The organism is Cnuibacter physcomitrellae (assembly GCF_014640535.1).
In the GTDB taxonomy this organism is placed as follows: domain Bacteria; phylum Actinomycetota; class Actinomycetes; order Actinomycetales; family Microbacteriaceae; genus Cnuibacter; species Cnuibacter physcomitrellae.
This window is the reverse complement of the sequence record NZ_BMHD01000002.1, coordinates 205,072-222,375: the sequence shown is the minus strand read 5'-3', so window position 1 is coordinate 222,375 and position 17,304 is coordinate 205,072. Positions and strand designations below refer to the sequence as shown.

The 17,304-nt window shown below is 71.6% G+C and carries 14 protein-coding genes, 1 pseudogene and 1 riboswitch; of the genes and pseudogenes, 10 read left to right on the top strand and 5 right to left on the bottom strand.

Annotated elements, in window-relative coordinates:
- Positions 1-41: 41 nt before the first annotated feature.
- Positions 42-1,466, bottom strand: a complete 1,425-nt coding sequence (locus IEX69_RS17905) for an NHL repeat-containing protein (RefSeq protein ID WP_157127115.1) — start codon at positions 1,464-1,466, stop codon at positions 42-44.
- Between the two features lie 160 nt (positions 1,467-1,626).
- On the opposite strand from IEX69_RS17905, the gene IEX69_RS17900 reads away from it, so the two are divergent.
- Together IEX69_RS17900 and IEX69_RS17895 are read left to right on the top strand one after the other, a co-directional pair.
- Positions 1,627-2,637 (top strand): ATP-binding cassette domain-containing protein, encoded by a 1,011-nt coding sequence (locus IEX69_RS17900; protein ID WP_085018941.1) that lies wholly within the window; start codon positions 1,627-1,629, stop codon positions 2,635-2,637.
- Positions 2,634-3,449 (top strand): ABC transporter permease, encoded by an 816-nt coding sequence (locus IEX69_RS17895; protein WP_085018942.1) that lies wholly within the window; start codon positions 2,634-2,636, stop codon positions 3,447-3,449. The genes IEX69_RS17900 and IEX69_RS17895 overlap by 4 nt, the downstream gene beginning before the upstream one ends.
- A gap of 7 nt (positions 3,450-3,456) precedes the next feature.
- On the opposite strand, the gene IEX69_RS17890 is transcribed toward IEX69_RS17895, so the two are convergent.
- Positions 3,457-6,831 carry an AfsR/SARP family transcriptional regulator gene (locus IEX69_RS17890; RefSeq protein ID WP_085018943.1) on the bottom strand — a complete coding sequence of 1,125 codons (3,375 nt, stop codon included), beginning with the start codon at positions 6,829-6,831 and terminating at the stop codon, positions 3,457-3,459.
- Positions 6,832-6,910: 79 nt separating this feature from the next.
- Positions 6,911-6,977: riboswitch (guanidine-III (ykkC-III) riboswitch) on the top strand.
- A 14-nt stretch (positions 6,978-6,991) separates the two neighbouring features.
- Between IEX69_RS17890 and IEX69_RS17885 the strand changes: the two genes are divergently transcribed.
- Positions 6,992-7,306: a DMT family transporter gene (locus IEX69_RS17885; RefSeq protein WP_085018944.1), complete on the top strand. Its 315-nt coding sequence runs from the start codon at positions 6,992-6,994 to the stop codon at positions 7,304-7,306.
- Positions 7,307-7,328: 22 nt separating this feature from the next.
- Here IEX69_RS17885 and IEX69_RS17880 read toward each other — a convergent pair whose 3' ends face one another.
- Entirely contained in the window at positions 7,329-8,366 is a 1,038-nt protein-coding gene (locus IEX69_RS17880; RefSeq protein ID WP_085018945.1) for a YeiH family protein, read from the bottom strand.
- A gap of 5 nt (positions 8,367-8,371) precedes the next feature.
- Entirely contained in the window at positions 8,372-9,988 is a 1,617-nt protein-coding gene (locus IEX69_RS17875; RefSeq protein WP_085018946.1) for a dolichyl-phosphate-mannose--protein mannosyltransferase, read from the bottom strand.
- A gap of 64 nt (positions 9,989-10,052) precedes the next feature.
- Between IEX69_RS17875 and rsmI the strand changes: the two genes are divergently transcribed.
- The 6 genes from rsmI (at position 10,053) to IEX69_RS17845 (ending at position 16,051) form a co-directional block, all read left to right on the top strand.
- Positions 10,053-10,874, top strand: coding sequence for a 16S rRNA (cytidine(1402)-2'-O)-methyltransferase (gene rsmI / locus IEX69_RS17870; RefSeq protein WP_085018947.1), 822 nt, complete (start codon positions 10,053-10,055; stop codon positions 10,872-10,874).
- 58 nt (positions 10,875-10,932) lie between these two features.
- Positions 10,933-12,498 (top strand): methionine--tRNA ligase, encoded by a 1,566-nt coding sequence (gene metG, locus IEX69_RS17865; protein WP_085018948.1) that lies wholly within the window; start codon positions 10,933-10,935, stop codon positions 12,496-12,498.
- Positions 12,495-13,406: a TatD family hydrolase gene (locus IEX69_RS17860; protein ID WP_085018949.1), complete on the top strand. Its 912-nt coding sequence runs from the start codon at positions 12,495-12,497 to the stop codon at positions 13,404-13,406. The genes metG and IEX69_RS17860 overlap by 4 nt, the downstream gene beginning before the upstream one ends.
- Complete coding sequence (rsmA, locus tag IEX69_RS17855) at positions 13,384-14,259, top strand: 16S rRNA (adenine(1518)-N(6)/adenine(1519)-N(6))-dimethyltransferase RsmA (protein ID WP_085018950.1); 876 nt, start codon at positions 13,384-13,386, stop codon at positions 14,257-14,259. Before IEX69_RS17860 ends, rsmA begins: the two co-directional genes overlap by 23 nt.
- Positions 14,256-15,035, top strand: coding sequence for an alpha/beta fold hydrolase (locus IEX69_RS17850; protein ID WP_085018951.1), 780 nt, complete (start codon positions 14,256-14,258; stop codon positions 15,033-15,035). The genes rsmA and IEX69_RS17850 overlap by 4 nt, the downstream gene beginning before the upstream one ends.
- An 80-nt stretch (positions 15,036-15,115) precedes the next feature.
- Positions 15,116-16,051, top strand: coding sequence for a 4-(cytidine 5'-diphospho)-2-C-methyl-D-erythritol kinase (locus tag IEX69_RS17845; RefSeq protein WP_085018952.1), 936 nt, complete (start codon positions 15,116-15,118; stop codon positions 16,049-16,051).
- 138 nt (positions 16,052-16,189) lie between these two features.
- Here the strand turns inward: IEX69_RS17845 and IEX69_RS17840 are convergent, their stop codons facing one another.
- Complete coding sequence (locus tag IEX69_RS17840; RefSeq protein ID WP_268235441.1) at positions 16,190-16,714, bottom strand: adenine phosphoribosyltransferase; 525 nt, start codon at positions 16,712-16,714, stop codon at positions 16,190-16,192.
- Between the two features lie 82 nt (positions 16,715-16,796).
- Between IEX69_RS17840 and IEX69_RS21250 the strand changes: the two are divergent.
- Positions 16,797-17,265: pseudogene (locus IEX69_RS21250) on the top strand (ATP-binding cassette domain-containing protein); the annotation flags it as partial.
- Between the last annotated feature and the right edge of the window lie 39 nt (positions 17,266-17,304).

Sequence of the window (17,304 nt, the reverse complement as noted above, 5' to 3'; positions counted from 1 at the left end):
CACGATCACGGCGCAAGGGGCCTCAATCGCCTCGAGACGCGTCAGGCGCTTCTCCGTCGTGCCGCCGCGCCGGCGGCGATCATGCCTCCGACGAGGAGCAGGCCGGCGGCCGCCCCGAACGGGACCAGATCCGCACCCGTCGAGGCGAGAGTCGCTCGCCCGCTTCCACCCGAGCCTGTGGCACCGGTGTTCGAGCTGCCCCCGTTGCTCGAGGTCGGGCCGGGGGTGGGCGGTGCGACGGCCGGCGTGACGACGATCGTCTGCGCCTGGGCGGCGGACTCGCCCGCCGGGGTGACGGCGACGATGTCGAAGGTGTACGTGCCCGGCGTGGTGGGTCGGCCGGAGAGGACGCCGCCGGAGAGCTCCATGCCTGGAGGGAGGGCGGTGGCGCGGAGGGTCACCGGATCGGCTCCGCCCGCGGTGGTGATCGTGCTCGTGAAGAACGTGTCGACGGTCACCGAAGCCGAGAGCGGTGCTGAGGAGATCGTGGCGAGCAGCGGGACGGCGGACACGAGCCCGGTCTCGTAGCCGGCCGCGTAGAGGACTCCGTCGTCGGAGACGGAGATGGCGACGGGCTTGACGGGGTTCTTCGATACCAGGGTCGTCAGCGTCGACAAGGACGACGATCCGCGGGGGAGCATGACCACCTGGTTCGAGTTCGTAGAGGACCCGTACACGTTGTCGTGGGAGTCGATGGCGAGGCCGTTCACGTATGTGGTCGTCGTGATCTTCTTGCTCGTCTTGCCGTCGGCGGAGTAGACGATCAGGCCAGGAGGATCGTTCCCGTCGGCGGCCACGACGCTCCCCGTCGAGGTGGCCACGATCGAGCCGATCAACGACCCCAAGGGCAGCGCGATGAAGCTCTGCGCTTTGCTCTTGTCCTTCTCGATCTTGGAGATCTCCTGACCGTTCTGCACGTACAGAGAAGTGCCATCGGTCGTGATGCGGATCGGATTGGACGACACCGTGGCGAAGGACGCCTCCGTGACGGCGTTCGCGATCGGGTCGACTTTCGAGATCAGCTTGTTCGCGTAGTCTGCGACGTACACGAAGCCGTCCAGATAGGTCAGGGATTGGGCTTCAGCGGAGACTTCGAGCTTGATGCTGACCGCGTTGCCGTCGGCGTCGAAGTGGGTCAGCGTTCCCGCCTTGCCGTTCGCGGTCACGACGGTTCCGTCGGGCAGGGCGATCATGTCCTGCGGAGAGACCATCGAACCCGCCGAACCCCACGTGCTGTCGGGCACGCCGTCGGTGATCTTCGTCACCGCACCGGTCTTGCTGCTCACGGTGTAGACGACGCCGGGGTCGGTCGCGGCCATGGCCGTGACGATGGTGCCCGCCTTGAGGTCGGCCCATTCCGGGGTCGGAACGGGTGTGGCGTCCGCGGTGGCGGCGAAGCCCACCGAGGCGACGGCCAGGGCGCCGGCGACCGTCGCGCCCGCAAGGAGTCGAGTCATTCTCAGCATGGCTGAGAATCTATCAGCAAAAGGAGAGGATCGCTCGACGAAGGGTCGCTGACACGCATCCGAACCCGTGTCAGCGGCGCGTGAGTGCGGCGTCAGCGGCGGGGAGGAGGGTGGTCCACGTCGACCCGACCGGGGTCGGCGGGAGACGTAAGGAGAGACCGTGACCACCACGGACTGGGCCGTCGAGGCCCATGGGCTCGTCAAGACGTTCGGCACGAACCGGGCGGTGGACGGCGTCGACCTCACGGTGCGCACCGGGACCGTGTACGGCGTCCTGGGCCCGAACGGAGCGGGCAAGACCACGACCATCCGCATGCTGGCCACCCTGCTGCGGCCCGACGGCGGGAGCGCGACCGTGTTCGGTCACGACGTGGTGCGCGAGGCGCAGGTCGTCCGCCAGCTGGTGGGCGTGACCGGCCAGTACGCCTCCGTCGACGAGACGCTGTCGGCCACCGAGAACCTCGTGCTGTTCTCCCGGTTGAACGGACTCAGCGTCAGGGCGGCGAAGGCGAAGTCGGAGGAGCTGCTGGAGGAGTTCGGGCTGACCGAGGCGGCGAAGCGTCCGCTGAAGAACTTCTCGGGCGGCATGCGCCGCCGCCTCGACCTGGCGGCGAGCCTCATCGCACAGCCGCCGCTGATCTTCCTCGACGAGCCGACCACGGGTCTCGACCCGCGCACGCGCTCGCAGATGTGGGACACCATCCGTCGGCTGGTCTCGACCGGCTCCACGGTCCTGCTCACCACCCAGTATCTCGACGAGGCCGACCAGCTCGCGGACCGCATCGCGGTCATCGACCGCGGTCTCGTCGTGGCCGAGGGCACCGCTGACGAGCTGAAGGCCTCGGTCGGCAGCTCCTCGCTGCAGCTGACGCTGTCGGATCCCCACGAAGCCGACGCCGCCCGTCGCGCGATCGCGGACGTGCTCGGGGTCGAGGCGGTGCTCTCGCCGGAGGCAGGACGCATCACCGCGCCGATGGCCGACGCCGACACCGTCACCGACCTCCTGATCCGGCTCCGGGCGGAGGGCGTCGGCGTCACCGAGCTCTCCGTGCAGAAGCCGACCCTCGACGAGGTCTTCCTCACCCTCACCGGTCGCCCGGCGACCGACGACGACAGCGCATCCGACCCGGATGCCGCCATCGACCGCGAACTGGAGGTCAGCCGCGCATGAGCACCCTCACCATCACCCCCGGCACCGAGCGCAGGCTCGTCAACCACGTCAGCCTCGGGCAGACCGTCCGCAACTCGTTCACGATGGCCTACCGCGGCCTGCTGAAGATCCGGCGGACACCGGAGCAGCTGATCGACGTCACCCTGCAGCCGATCATCTTCACACTGATGTTCACCTACATCTTCGGCGGGGCCATCGCCGGCGACGTGGCGAGCTATCTGCCGATCATCATCCCCGGCATCCTGGTGCAGACGGTCATCACCACGTCGGTCGTCACGGGCATCCAGCTGCGCGAGGACATGGACAAGGGCGTGTTCGATCGGTTCAAGTCCCTCCCGATCGCGAGGATCGCACCGCTGGCGGGGGCGCTCCTGGCCGACACGGTGCGCTACGCGATCGCGACCACGCTCGTGTTCGTGATGGGCTTCATCATGGGATTCCGCCCCGAGGGCGGCATCGTCTCGGTGATCGTGGCGGGGCTCCTCGTCATCGTCTGCTCGTGGGCGCTGAGCTGGATCTTCGCGTTCTTCGGCGTCATCGCCCGCAGCGCGTCGAGCGTGCAGGGGATCTCCTTCCTGGTGCTCTTCCCGCTGACGTTCCTGTCGAACGCGTTCGTGAACCCCGACACCATGCCCACGTGGCTGCAGGGCTTCGTCAACGTCAACCCGGTCTCGCACCTGGTCTCCGCGGTCCGCGACCTCACCAACAGCGGCGCCTTCGGGGCGGATGCCTGGCTGGCGCTCCTCGGAGCGGCCGTCATCGTGGCGGTGTTCGCGCCGCTCACCGTCCGCGCCTACATGAAGAAGGCGTAGCCCACGGTCACCGCATCGACGGCGACCACGGCCCGGGCTCGCGCAGCAGTGCTGCGACGAGCTCGGGCCGTTCGGCGTCAGGGATCGCGGCGGCCCAGGAGCGCGCCTCCTCCACGGCCGGGGCGCCCACGGCCGCCCGGAATCCGTCGAGCCGTTCCGCGACGCGCAGCGACGGCGCGTCCTGCCGGGCGCCGAGGACCTCGCCCAGAGCGACGAGGCGGAGGCCCAGTCCGATGTCGAACGTCGCAGGACGGCGTACCCGATCCGACCCCGGAAGCGGCGGATCGGGGAACCGCTGGGCCCCGATCCAGGTGCCGAGCCCGACGGCGCTCGATCCCAGGACGGGGCGGTCGACGAAGGAGCGGGACGACCGCAGGCTCGCGAGGGTCCGCGCTCGCAGCCGCCGTGCCAGGATGGCGGAGTCCCCCGGATCGGCGAGGTCGTCGTCCGCCATGGTCGCGAGCGTGGAGGCCAGGCCCAGCCGGAACCACGGGGAGGCCTTCGCCCGAGCCGATCCGTAGGAGCTGAGCGAACGGCGGTAGAGGTCGAGCGCTCCGGCGCGATCGCCGCGGGCGCGGGCGATCTCGGCGAGGCCGGCCAGGCCGATCGAGCGCAGCTCGACCTCGTCGTGGCTGCCGGATGAGGTGAGGACCTCCTCGAACAGGCCCTCGGCCTCGTCCAGGTCGCCGAGAGCCACGTCATTGATCGCGATCATCCAGTCGAGCTGCCTGAGGTCGTTCTCGGCACCGAGGAGCAGCATCCCGCGGCGGGCGCGGTGCGCCCAGTCGATCGCCTCGGCCGGGTGGCCGGACTGACTGTGGAGCTGGGAGAGCAGCAGCGAGGCCATCGACTCACCCCACGTGTCGCCGAGCGACACCGCCGTCGAGACGGCCCGGCGGGCGAGCCTCTCCGCCTCCTCGGAGCGCCCGTCGTTCTCCGCGCTGCTTGCCGAAGCGAGCGAACCGAGCAGCACCGTGTGCGGGTCGGCCGAGTCGAGGGCCTCCCGCGCGACGGCCTCCACGCGATCCAGCCGGCCGGCCGAGAGGACCAGGCCGGTCATCGCTGCGGTCAGGGGGTCGGTGGGCGGATGCGCGTCGACCAGACGCCGCAGCCTCCCGACGGCGACGACGCCGACGCGCTCCTGGGCGATCACCATCGTGGCGGCGATGATCACGAGCGCGAAGACGGCGAAGTCGGCGCTCGCCTCGTCGGGGTCGAAGCGCCGGATGGCGTCGAACACGTCGGGGGAGAGCGCGATCACCTCGCTGTGGGCGCTCCTCAGCGACCAGAAGTACCCGAGCATCGCGAACACGCGCACCACGACGTCGGGACGCTCGGCGGCCATCGCGCGGCGCAGCGCGTCGAGCAGGTTGTCCTCGTCGAGGGACACCCGGCGGAACGCCTCGATCTGGGTCCGGCCGGAGAGGTCGCCGAGGGTCGACTCGGCGAAGCCGGCGGCCCACGCGAGGATGCGGTCGCGCGCGAGCTCGAGCTCGCCGCGTCGGCCCAGCTGGAGCCGTCCGAACTCGCGGACGGTCTCGAGCATCCGGAACCGCAGCGCGGAGTCGCGCTCCGTGACGAGCACCAGCGACTGGGAGATCAGCGCGTCGAGGAGGTCCTGGGTGGCGAACTCGCCCAGCGCCGACCCCGGCGTGCCGTCGTCCTCCGCGAGCACCACGGCGGCGGCGCCGAGGCCGAACCCGTCGGCGAACTCCGACAGCCGGGCCAGCGCGCGCTGCTCCGCGTCGCTCAGCAGGTTCCAGCTCCACTCGATCACCGCCAGGAGCGTGCGGTGGCGCTGAGGCGCCGCTCGATCGCCGGTGGTGAGGAGGGCGAATCGGTTCGACAGCCGCCTCTCGACCTCGTCGAGCGGCATGCTGCGGATGCGCGCGGCGGCCAGCTCGATCGCCAGGGGCAGCCCGTCGAGTCGGGCGCACAGGCGTGCGACGGCGTCGCGGGGGAGGCTCGCGTCCGGCCTCGCCGCCGTCGCGCGGGCGAGGAAGAGCTCGACCGCGGCGTCCGCGCCGTCGCTGCCGCTCTCCACGCCGAGCGGAGGGAGCGCGAACACGCGCTCGCTCGAGATCGCGAGCGGGGTGCGGCTCGTGGCGAGGATCCGGAGGCGCGGGAGGTCGGACGTGAGCGCCGCGGCCCACTCGGCGGCGGCATCGATGATGTGCTCGCAGTTGTCGAGCACGAGCACCGCGTCGAGACCGTCGAGCGTGCTGCGGATCCGGTCGCCGAGGTCGGTCCGCACCACGGCGTCGCCGAGTCGTCGGCCTCCGGTGACCTCCCTGATGCCGAGCGCGGTCCCGAGCGCGAAGACGACGTCGTCGCCCGTGCGCACGCCGGCGAGCTCGACCACCACGACGGCGTCGCACAGCTCGGCATGCCGGTGCGCGATCTCCTGCGCCACGCGGGTCTTGCCGATGCCGCCGGGGCCGAGCACCGTGACGACGCGGGACGCGGCGAGGAGCGCCTCGATCTCGTCGAGCGCGCGATCCCGGCCGAGCAGCGGGTTCGGCGCGGCGCGGAGTCCGCGCACGAGACGTCTGCGGGAGGACGGCGGCGGCGCCGGGCGTCGGTCGTCGTCGGCCCGGGGCGTTCTGCGGGGCGCGGCCTCGCGGTCGAGCAGGTCGAGGTTGAGCTGCTGCAGCTCGACGGCGGGCTGCGACCCGAAGGCGTCGGCGACACGACCACGGAACTCGGCGAAGACCGCCAGCGCATCCGTCGACCGTCCCGCGGCATCGAGGCAGCGCATGAGGAGGAGGTGGGCGGTGTCGTCGAACGGGTGGCGCTCGCAGAGCCGCCGCGCAGGAGCCTCCGCCTCGTCGCCGTGACCGAGCTCGAGCTCGGTGCGCACGATCAGCGTCTCGAGGTCGTCCTGGAGGGAGGCGGCCGTCGCGCTGAGCTCGTCGGCCAGGACGCCCGGCGGCAGGTCGGCGCCCGCCTCGCCGCGCCACAGCGCGAGGGCTGCGGACGCCGCGGCGCTCGCCTCGACGACGGCGCCGCCCTCGTACTCCGAGCGGGCGCGCTCGAGGAGCAGCTCCACCCGGCCGAGGTCGGTCAGCCCCCGGTCGACGCCGAGCCGGTAGCCCGAGACGGTGGACTCGACGACGTCATCGCCGAGCGCGGCGCGCGTCCGCGACACCAGGGTCTGCAGGGCCGCCTTCGCGCCGCGAGGCGGGTCGTCCTGCCAGACGTGCTCGATGAGCCGGTCGGCCGTCACCGCACGCGGTGCCGGGAGCAGGAGCGCCGTGAGGAGGGCCTTCGCCCGGGGTCCGGAGGCCTCGACGAGCGCGGTCCCGTCGACGGGCGCGGCACTGACCGGTCCGAGCACGCCGAGGCGCGCCGACCAGGGCGCCGCCGCGTCGATACCGGTCACTCGTGGAGTCTACCGACGGCGCCCGACGCTGCCGGATGCGCTGCACAGGGGCTGCCCAGCGCGCCGTGACACACTGGGCGCCAGGGCCGGAGGGCGGCCTTCCGGACGAGGGAGCAGTACCCGGAGCGCGACAAGACTGACTCACGAGGAGTGAGCCGTCATGGCGTGGATCGTTCTCATCGTCTCCGGAGTGCTCGAGGCCGTCTGGGCCACCGCGCTCGGCAGGTCGGAGGGCTTCACCCGCCTCTGGCCGAGCGTCGTGTTCGGGGTGGGCATCGTCGCGAGCATGGCCGGCCTGGCCTTCGCGATGCGCTCCATCCCGACCGGGACCGCCTACGCGGTCTGGGTGGGCATCGGAGCGTCGCTCACCGTGCTCGTCGGGATGGTGTTCGGCGGGGAGGGGTTCTCCCTCGTGCGCACCCTCCTCGTCCTCGGGATCGTCGCCTGTGTGATCGGGCTCAAGATCGCCCACTGAGGCCGCCCGAGGGGCGTCGGGCTCAGCTCCCCGCGGTCAACAGTCCGACCGCGGCGAGCGAGAGCAGCGCGACGAGCGCCCACGACGCCAGGCCGACGATGAGCGCTCGCCATCCGGTCCGAGCGAGCCGCGCGAAGCGGATGCTCGTGCCGAGGCCGAACAGCGCCGCCGCCAGCAGGGCGTTCTGCAGCACGTCCGCGCCGGTGAGCACGGCATCCGGAAGAGGGACGAGGGTGCGCACCAGCACGGCGGCGAGGAACCCGACGATGAAGAGGGGGACGATGGGCGGTCGCTTGCCCTGAGGTGTCGCGGTCTCGGGAGCGTCGATCGGCGCCGCCGCCCCTCGACGGTCGCGCGCGCGCTCGACGAGCCCGACGATCGCGACCATCGGCGCCAGCGTCAGGACCCGCGTGAGCTTCACCACGACGGCGCTGGCGAGCGCGACGCTGCCCGCGATCTGCGCGGTCGCGACCACCTGACCGACGTCGTGGACGCTCAGCCCCACCCAGAGCCCGAACTGCTCGTCGTCGAGCCCGAGCGGGTAGCGCAGCGCGGGCAGGACGGCGATGGCGAGGGTCCCGCACAGGGTCACGAGCGCGACCGGCGTCGCGGTGTCCTCGTCCTTGCTCCGGGCGATCGCGCTCATGGCCCCGATCGCGGAGGCGCCGCAGATGGAGAAGCCGGCGGCGATGAGCAGCGGCTGCGTGCCCGGGAGGCGCAGCAGCCGCCCGAGCAGGAGGGTGCCGGTGAAGGTGATCACGACGATGAGGACGATCGCGAGGATGGTCTCCCATCCGAGTCCGAGGATGTCGACGAGGCTGAGCTTCAGACCGAGCAGCACGATCCCGAGGCGGAGCAGCCGCCGGGAGGCCTGTGCGATCCCGGGCTTCAGCACGCCGTCGAGCAGCCGCTGCGTGGCGGGGATCTGCCCGACGACCATCCCGAGCGCGACCGCGATCGTGAGCATCGGCAGGACGGGGAGCGCCAGGTGCAGCAGCCACGCGAGGAGCGCGGCCGCGGCCGCGACGAGGACGCCCGGCGTCCAGCTCGGAGATCGCATCGCGCTCAGCGCCAGGTGGGCAGCCAGTAGTGCAGGCTGAGGAACCAGGCCGGGATAGGCATGCCCGTCCACACCGGCCAGAAGAACGCGCTGACCAGCACGCACAGGGCGAGGAAGGAGCCGACGATCCACAGCGCCCGCGTGCGGGCGGGTCTCGGATCGCCGCGGGAGCCCAGCGCGAGGCCGATCACGAACGTCAGCGCCAGGATCATGTAGGGCTCGAACACGATCGTGTAGAACTGGAACACCGTGCGCTCGGTGTACATCAGCCACGGCAGGTAGCCGGCGACCATGCCCATGAGGATGAGCCCCACCTGCCACTCGCGGAACCGCACGACGCGGTAGACCAGGTAGAGGACGGCCGCCGTCGCGCACCACCAGATGATCGGGTTCGCGATCGAGGTGATGTTCTCGTAGCAGACCTGACCGCCGCACTGGCTCGGATCCGCCTGCTGCACGTACATCTGGGTCGGCCGCACGAGGAACAGCCAGCTGAGGGGGTTGGCCTGATAGGGATGCGGCGAGTGCTCGTTGACGTGGTAGTTGTAGATCGCCGTCTCGAGATGCCACCAGTTCTGCACCGAGAGGGGCACCCACGACAGGGCGCCCTCCCACGGCTTCCCCGACGTCTGAGCCCAGTCGCGGTAGTAGCCGCCCGAGGTGGCGAACCAGCCGATCCAGGTGACGAGGTAGCTCGCCACGGCCAGCGGCACCATCACGAGGAACGTCGCCGGGGCCTGCTTCAGCACCGCGCTCGAGAACCAGAAGGGGATGCCGAGGCGACGGCGGGCGAGCGCGTCGACGACGATCAGGTACACGAACAACGCCACGAGGAAGTAGGCGGCCGACCATTTGATCGAGGAGCCGAAGCCGAAGGCGAGGGCGGCGGCGAGCAGCCACGGTCGCCACCAGAGGGTCGGCCCCCAGGAGGGCGGCTTCCCCGTCGCCTCCTCGCGGGCGGCGACGGCGGCGGCGAGGCGTCTCGCGTGCCACTCCCTGTCCATCAGCACGGCGCCCACGCCGGCCAGGCAGAACAGGGCGAGGATGCCGTCGAGGATCCCGACCCGGCTCATCACGATGGCGTGCCCGTCGATCGCCAGGAGGAACCCGGCGATCGTCCCCAGCAGGGTGCTCTTCAGCAGCTTCGTCGCGATGAGGGCCGTGAGGAGGACGAGCAGGATGCCGCAGACGGCGACGGAGAACCGCCATCCGAACGAGCTGTCGGGGCCGAAGAGCGCGATGCCCGCGCCGATGATCCACTTCCCGAGGGGCGGATGCACGGCGAACGACCCGGAGGTCTGGAAGATGTCGGTCTCGCCCGAGGCGAAGCGGCCGTCGGGGTCGGCGGGCCAGCTCGCCTCGTAGCCGAGGTTCCAGGTCGACCAGCCATCCTTGACGTAGAACGTCTCGTCGAAGACGAGGGAGTGCGGATGCGCGAGGTCGACGAGTCGGAGCACCGCGGCCAGGAGCGTGACGGCGACGGGGCCCGCCCACCGCCAGAGCCGCTGGCGGCTCGGTGTGCCCATGAGGCGGAGCCACCAGTCGTCGAGGCGCGAGCCGCGCGGACCGTCCCAGACCTCGGGTGCGGGGGTGGGGCGGTCGGAGGCCGCGGCGTCGGTCACCAGGACATGCTAGCGGCGGCCCGCGAGCCGGTCCCGGAGGTGGCCCTGGTGACACACTGAGAGCATGCTCATCCTCGCGGCCACCCCGATCGGCAACCTCAAGGACGCCTCGCTGCGCCTGATCGAGCTGCTCGAGTCCGCGACCGTGGTCGCGGCGGAGGACACCCGGGTGGCGCAGCGCCTCCTGCGCGGACTCGAGGTCGAGAACCGGCCGCGCCTCATCGCCGTGCACGAGCACAACGAGAGGGAGCGCGCGGCCTCCCTCGTCGAGCAGGCACGCGACGGCGACGTCGTGATGGTGACGGATGCGGGGATGCCGACCGTGTCCGACCCCGGCTACGCGCTGGTGTCCGCCGCCATCGAGGCGGGGGTCGGCGTGACGATCGTGCCCGGGCCGTCCGCGGTGACGGCGGCGCTGGCGCTCTCCGGGCTCCCGACCGACCGGTTCGCGTTCGAGGGCTTCCTGCCGCGGAAGCCCGGGGAACGTCGGAAGGCGCTGGAGGCGCTCTCCGTGGAGCAGCGGACCCTGGTCTTCTTCGAGTCGCCCAACCGCCTGGCGGAGTCGCTCACCGATCTGGCGCAGGTGTTCGGGGCCGACCGTCCTGCGGCCGTGGCACGCGAGCTGACGAAGCTCTACGAGGAGGTGCGTCGCGGCGGCCTCGCCGAGCTCGCCGCGTGGGCCGCCGAGGGCGTGCGCGGCGAGATCGTGCTGGTCGTCGGCGGCGCTCCCGAGGCCGTCGCCTCCGCCGACGACGCGCTCGCGCAGGTCCTGGCGCTGGTCGCGGGAGGCAGCCGTCTGAAGGACGCGTCGGCCGAGGTCGCCGAGGCGACGGGCCTGTCCCGCCGCTCCCTCTACGAGGCCGCGCTCGCGGCCCGTACCTCCTGAGTGGCTCGAGCCGTCACATCGGCGGGCGGCATCGCACCCCGCCTCTAGGATGGTGGGCATGTCCGACGGGTCCTCGTTCTACATCACGACACCGATCTTCTACGTGAACGACGTGCCGCACATCGGCCACGCCTACACCGAGGTCGCGGCCGACGTGATCGCGCGGTGGCACCGTCAGGCGGGCGACGACACCTGGTTCCTCACCGGCACCGACGAGCACGGCCAGAAGATCCTGCGCACGGCCACGGCCAACGGCGTGACTCCGCAGCAGTGGGCCGACAAGCTCGTCGCCGAGGCGTGGGAGCCGCTGCTCGAGACGATCGACATCTCCAACGACGACTTCATCCGCACCACCCAGGAGCGGCACGAGAAGAACGTGCAGCGCTTCCTGCAGAAGCTCTACGACGACGGTCACATCTACACCGGAGACTACGAGGGCTACTACTGCGTGGGCTGCGAGGAGTACAAGCAGCTCACCGACCTCGTCGACGGGACGGGCGAGTACGAGGGGCAGCTGGTCTGCGCCATCCACTCCAAGCCCGTCGAGCTGCTCAAGGAGCGCAACTACTTCTTCCGCATGAGCGCGTTCGGGCAGCGCCTGCTCGACCTCTACGAGTCACGGCCCGAGTTCGTGCAGCCCGACAGCGTGCGGAACGAGATCATCCAGTTCGTCAAGCACGGGCTCACCGACCTCTCCATCTCGCGACAGACCTTCGACTGGGGCATCAAGGTGCCGTGGGACGAGTCGCACGTCATCTACGTCTGGTTCGACGCCCTCCTCAACTACATCACCGCCGTGGGCTACGGGGAGGACGACGCGGAGTTCGCGCGCCGCTGGCCCGCCACGCACATCGTCGGCAAGGACATCGCGCGCTTCCACGCGGTCATCTGGCCCGCCATGCTGATGGCCGCCGGCCTCGACGTGCCCACCCAGGTGTACGGCCACGGCTGGCTCCTCGTGGGCGGCGAGAAGATGTCGAAGTCGAAGCTCACCGGCATCGCGCCGGAGCAGATCACCGACACCTTCGGCTCCGACGCGTTCCGGTACTACTTCCTGCGTGCCATCACCTTCGGGCAGGACGGCTCGTTCAGCTGGGAGGACCTCTCCGCGCGCTACCAGGCCGAGCTCGCCAACGGCTTCGGCAACCTCGCCTCGCGGGTCGTCGCGATGGTCAACCGCTACTTCGACGGCCGGATCCCGGAGGCGGGGGAGCTCATCGCATCCGACCAGCGCATCCGCGACACGGAGCAGCAGGTCACCGCTCGCGCCGATGCCGCCATCGAGCGGCTCGCCGTCCACGAGGCGATCGGCGCGATCTGGCAGCTCGTCGACGAGCTCAACGGCTACATCACCGAGCAGGAGCCCTGGGCGCTCGCGAAGCAGCCCGAGAGCGCGCTGCGTCTCGCCACTGTGCTGCACACGGCGGTGCACGGCGTCGGCACGCTCGCCATCCTGCTCGCGCCGGTGCTCCCCAAGGCGACCGCGAAGCTCTGGGCCGCCCTCGGGCGGGAGGATGCGGTCGACGCTCAGCCCATCCGCGCCGCCCACGAGTGGGAGGCGGTGGGGCGCGTGACGACACTCGAGGCGCTCTTCCCGCGCATCGAGGTCGAGGCGGCCTCGTGAGGCCGGGCGAGAAGTCCACGTCCCACGTCCGGTTCCGCGAGGACAGCGGACGCGACACCTCCTACCCGCCGTTGCCGCCCGCTCTCACGGTCCCCGTCTACGACAACCACACCCACCTCGAGGTCGCCGACGGCGACCAGCCGCTCGACTACACCGAGCAGCTCGACCGGGCCTCCAGCGTCGGCGTCAAGGGCGTCGTGCAGGTGGGCACCGACCTCGAGACCTCGCGCTGGTCCGCCGAGCAGGCGATGCGAGAGCCTCGGATGCTCGCCGCGGTCGCCCTCCATCCCAACGATGCCCCGGAGTACGCCGAGGCGGGCGGGCTCGACGCCGCGCTCGCGGAGATCGCCGAGCTCGCGACGTGGCCCCGCGTGCGCGCGGTCGGGGAGACGGGTCTCGACTTCTACCGCACCACCTCCGACGAGGGCCGCGCGCATCAGCAGCGGTCGTTCGAGGCGCACATCGAGATCGCGAAGCAGAACGGGATCGCCCTGCAGATCCACGACCGCGACGCCCACCGCGAGGTGATCGAGACGCTGCTGCGCGTGGGGGCGCCCGAGCGCACGGTGTTCCACTGCTACTCGGGCGATGCCGAGATGGCGCGGGTGTGCGCCGAGAACGGCTGGTACATGTCGTTCGCGGGCAACATCACCTTCAAGAACGCGTCGAACCTCCGCGAGGCGCTCGAGGTGGCGCCGCGGTCGCTGGTCATGGTCGAGACCGATGCTCCCTACCTGACGCCCGCGCCGTACCGCGGCCGCCCGAACGCGCCGTACCTGGTGCCGCACACGCTGCGCTTCATGGCCGACCACCTCGGCACCGACGCGTCGATGCTCGCCGCGCAGATCTCGTCCAACACCGAGCTGGTCTACGGGCGGTGGGAAGATGACCCGGTCGAAGCATCCTGACGAGCCGTCCGCGCTGCTCGGTCCGGCCGAGATCCGCGATCTCGCGGAGCTGCTCGACGTCACGCCCACGAAGAAGCTCGGGCAGAACTTCGTCCACGACCCGAACACCGTGCGCAAGATCGTGCGCGTCGGCGGCGTCGAGCCGGGCGACGTCGTCGTCGAGGTGGGCCCGGGGCTCGGCTCGCTGACCCTGGGGCTGCTGGAGGCCGGCGCGAGCGTGGTGGCCATCGAGATCGACCGCCGCCTGGCGGAGCAGCTCCCGATCACGGTCGCCCAGCTCGCCGACGCATCGCGCCTGACCGTCATCGCCGACGACGCGCTGAGGGTGGTGTCGCTGCCCGAGCCCGCCTCGCGGCTCGTCGCGAACCTCCCGTACAACGTCTCGGTGCCCGTCCTCCTGCATCTGCTCGAGCACGTCCCGTCGATCCGGTCGGGCGTCGTCATGGTGCAGGCCGAGGTGGGGCACCGGCTCGCGGCCGAGCCGGGTTCGAAGGTCTACGGCGGGCCGAGCGTCAAGGCGGCCTGGTACGGCCGGTGGCGCGTCGCCGGCCAGGTCAGTCGACAGGTGTTCTGGCCGGTGCCGAACGTCGACTCGGTGCTGGTCGGGTTCGAGCGGCGCTCGCCGGAGGACGAGCTCGGCGACGAGGTGCTCCGGAAGCGCACCTTCGAGATGGTCGACGCCGCATTCGGCCAGCGGCGCAAGATGCTCCGGCAGGCGCTGATCCCGGTCTTCGGCGACTCCTCGCGTGCGGCGGCCGCCCTGGCCGCCGCGGGCCTGCCCGAGACCGCGCGCGGAGAGCAGCTCGACGTCGACGACTTCGTGTCGCTCGCGCGGGTGGAGGCCGGCGCGTGAGCGTCGCGCCCGTCGCCCTCGCGACGGTGCACTGGGGTCCTGCCGTGGGCCCGCAGGTGCTCCTGCTCCACGGCATCACCTCCTCCGCGGGCACCTGGTGGCAGGTGGCGTCGCTCCTGGCCGAGCGGGGCGTATCCGTCACGGCCGCCGACCTGCGCGGTCACGGGTCCTCGCCGCGGACGACCGACTACGCGCTCGAGTCCTACGCGGCCGATGTGCTCGCGGTGCCGCGCCCGGCATCCGGGACCTGGGACCTCGTCGTCGGGCACTCGCTCGGCGGTGCCGTGACGGCGCTGGCCCTCGCCACCGACGCGAACTGGACACGGGCGGCCCTCCTCGTCGATCCGCCGCTCGTGATCGCGGCGGCCGACGTCGACGCGCTGGTCGAGGGCATCCTCGCGGACCTCGAGCCCCCCTCGGCCGAGGAGCTCGCGCGCCAGCATCCGCTCTGGCACGCCGACGACGCGTTCCAGAAGGTGCAGGCCGCGAGTGTGGTCAGTCCCTTCACGGTGGAGGCGACGATCCGGGGCAACGCGGCTCGGGCCGGCGAGTGGAACCTCGAGGCGCTGTTCGGCGGGGGAGAGGTCCCCGTCGTGATCCTCGGCGCCGATCCCGGGCAGGGCGCGATGTTCTCGGTCGAGCAGGGCGAGCGGATCGCTCGGCTGAGCGACCGGGTCGCCTACGAGATCGTCCCGGGAGCGGGGCACTCCATCCAGCGCGACGCCCCCGGCGTCGTGGTCGAGCACGCTCTGCGTCTGCTGCCGGGAGGCCGCTGAACGGCGTCATCCGCGAGCTCCCCGGGTGCGCTCACCGGGGCGTGGACGGGGCCGTCAGCGGCGTGGACTAGGTTGGATCCATGACCACGAGCGGCCTGCCACGGACGGTTCACGTGCGGGCCCCCGGCAAGCTGAACGTGTTCCTCAAGGTCGGCGCCGTGCTCGACGACGGGTACCACGACGTCGCCACCGCGTACCAGGCGGTGTCCCTCTACGAGGACGTCTACGCGACCGCAGCGTCCGACTTCTCGGTGACGTTCGGCGGTCACATCGACACGGCCGGCCTCGAGACCGACGGCTCGAACCTCGCCATCCGGGCGGCTCGACTGCTCGCCCGTCGCACCGGCTACCGCGAGGGCGTCCGTCTGCACATCGACAAGAACGTGCCGATCGCGGGGGGCATGGGCGGCGGGTCGGCCGACGCCGCGGCCACCCTCCTCGCCTGCGACACGCTGTGGGGCACCGACGTCGGGCGCGAGGAGCTGCTGTCCCTCGCGTCGGAGCTGGGCGCCGACGTGCCGTTCGCGTTCACCGGCGGCACCGCGGTGGGCACCGGGCGGGGCGACCAGCTCAGCCCGGCGCTGGCGAAGGGCCAGTTCCACTGGGTCCTCGTCCTCCCGCCGAACGGCCTGTCCACCCCCGAGGTGTACCGCGAGCTCGACCGACATCGGGAGCGTCACGCCCAGGACATCTTCCCCTCGCGGGGTCAGCCGGTCGTCGACTCCGACGTGCTCCAGGCGCTCCGGGCGGGCGATCCGCACATGCTCGCGGAGTCGCTGCACAACGACCTCCAGGCGGCGTCGCTGCATCTCGACCCGTCGTTGTCGCGCATCCTCGAGCTGGGCGAGGCGAACGGCGCTCTCGCCGGCATCGTGTCGGGCTCCGGGCCCACGGTGGCGTTCCTCGCCGCCGACATCGACGGCGCGCTCGAGCTCCAGGTCGCACTGAGCGCCGCCCGCCACGAGGCCGTGCGCGTCACCGGCCCCGTCGCCGGCGCCCGCCTCATCGCCGACTGACCGCCCCGCCCGTCCGTCCTTCCGTCCGTCCTGGTTTTCGCTGCCTCTTTGACCTTTCGCGCGCCCACTGGGCACGCGCAAACGCAGAAATGGCAGCGAAAACCGCTGGGTCGGTGCGCGCATGCATCGCGCCGCGCGTCAGAGGCGGAGCAGCGAGCGCACCTCGACGTCGGCGGGGAGCGCGCTGCGCCCACCCAGCGCCTCGAGCTCGATGACCACCGCGACCCCGGCGACGACCCACCCCGCGCGCCGCATCAACCGGATCGTCGCGGCCAGCGTGCCGCCGGTGGCGAGCACGTCGTCGACGATCACCACCCGCGTGCCCGGGGCGAGCGTGTCGGGGTGCACCTCGATCGTGGCGACCCCGTACTCGAGGTCGTAGCTCTCGGCGAGCACCTCGCCGGGGAGCTTGCCCGCCTTGCGGACCGCGAGCATCCCCTTGCCCGTGGCGACGGCGGCGGCGGTGCCGAACACGAACCCGCGCGCCTCGACCCCGACGACGGTCTCGGCGTCGACGCCGTCGACGAGCGCGGCGGACACGGCCCGCAGCCCGTCCGCATCCGCGAACAGGCCCGACAGATCGCGGAACAGGATCCCCTCGGAGGGGAAGTCCGGCGTCTCGGTCATGCCCGCTCGGATGATCCGTTCGATCTCGTCTGTCACCGGCCCATCGTATCCGCGCCCGGTGCCGTCGACCGTGCTGGGCGCGGAGGGAGTGCCCGAGTCGAGCGGGTAAGGTCGTTCGGTGGCCCATCTGCTGGGCGCGGAAGCGCTGCACCTCGAGTATCCGACCAAGGTCGTCTTCGACTCGGTGACCCTCGGCCTGAACGAGGGCGACCGGGTCGGCATCGTCGGCCGCAACGGCGACGGCAAGTCGACGCTCCTCGCCATGCTGGCCGGACGGCTGGAGCCCGACTCGGGCCGGGTCACCCGTCGACGGGATGTGCGACTCGGCGTGCTCGACCAGAGCGACATCCTCGACGACGAGCAGCGCGTCGCCGACGCCGTCGTCGGCGGCGTGGAGGAGCACGTCTGGGCCGGGGATCCGCGCGTCCGCGACGTCATCGCGGGCCTCCTCGGGGGCATCGACTGGCTCGCGCCGATCGGCGGGCTCTCCGGCGGCCAGCGCCGCCGGGTCGCGCTCGCGGCGCTCCTCGTCGGCGACTGGGACGTGCTCTTCCTCGACGAGCCCACGAACCACCTCGACGTCGAGGGCATCGCCTGGCTCGCGCAGCACATCAAGGGCCGCTGGT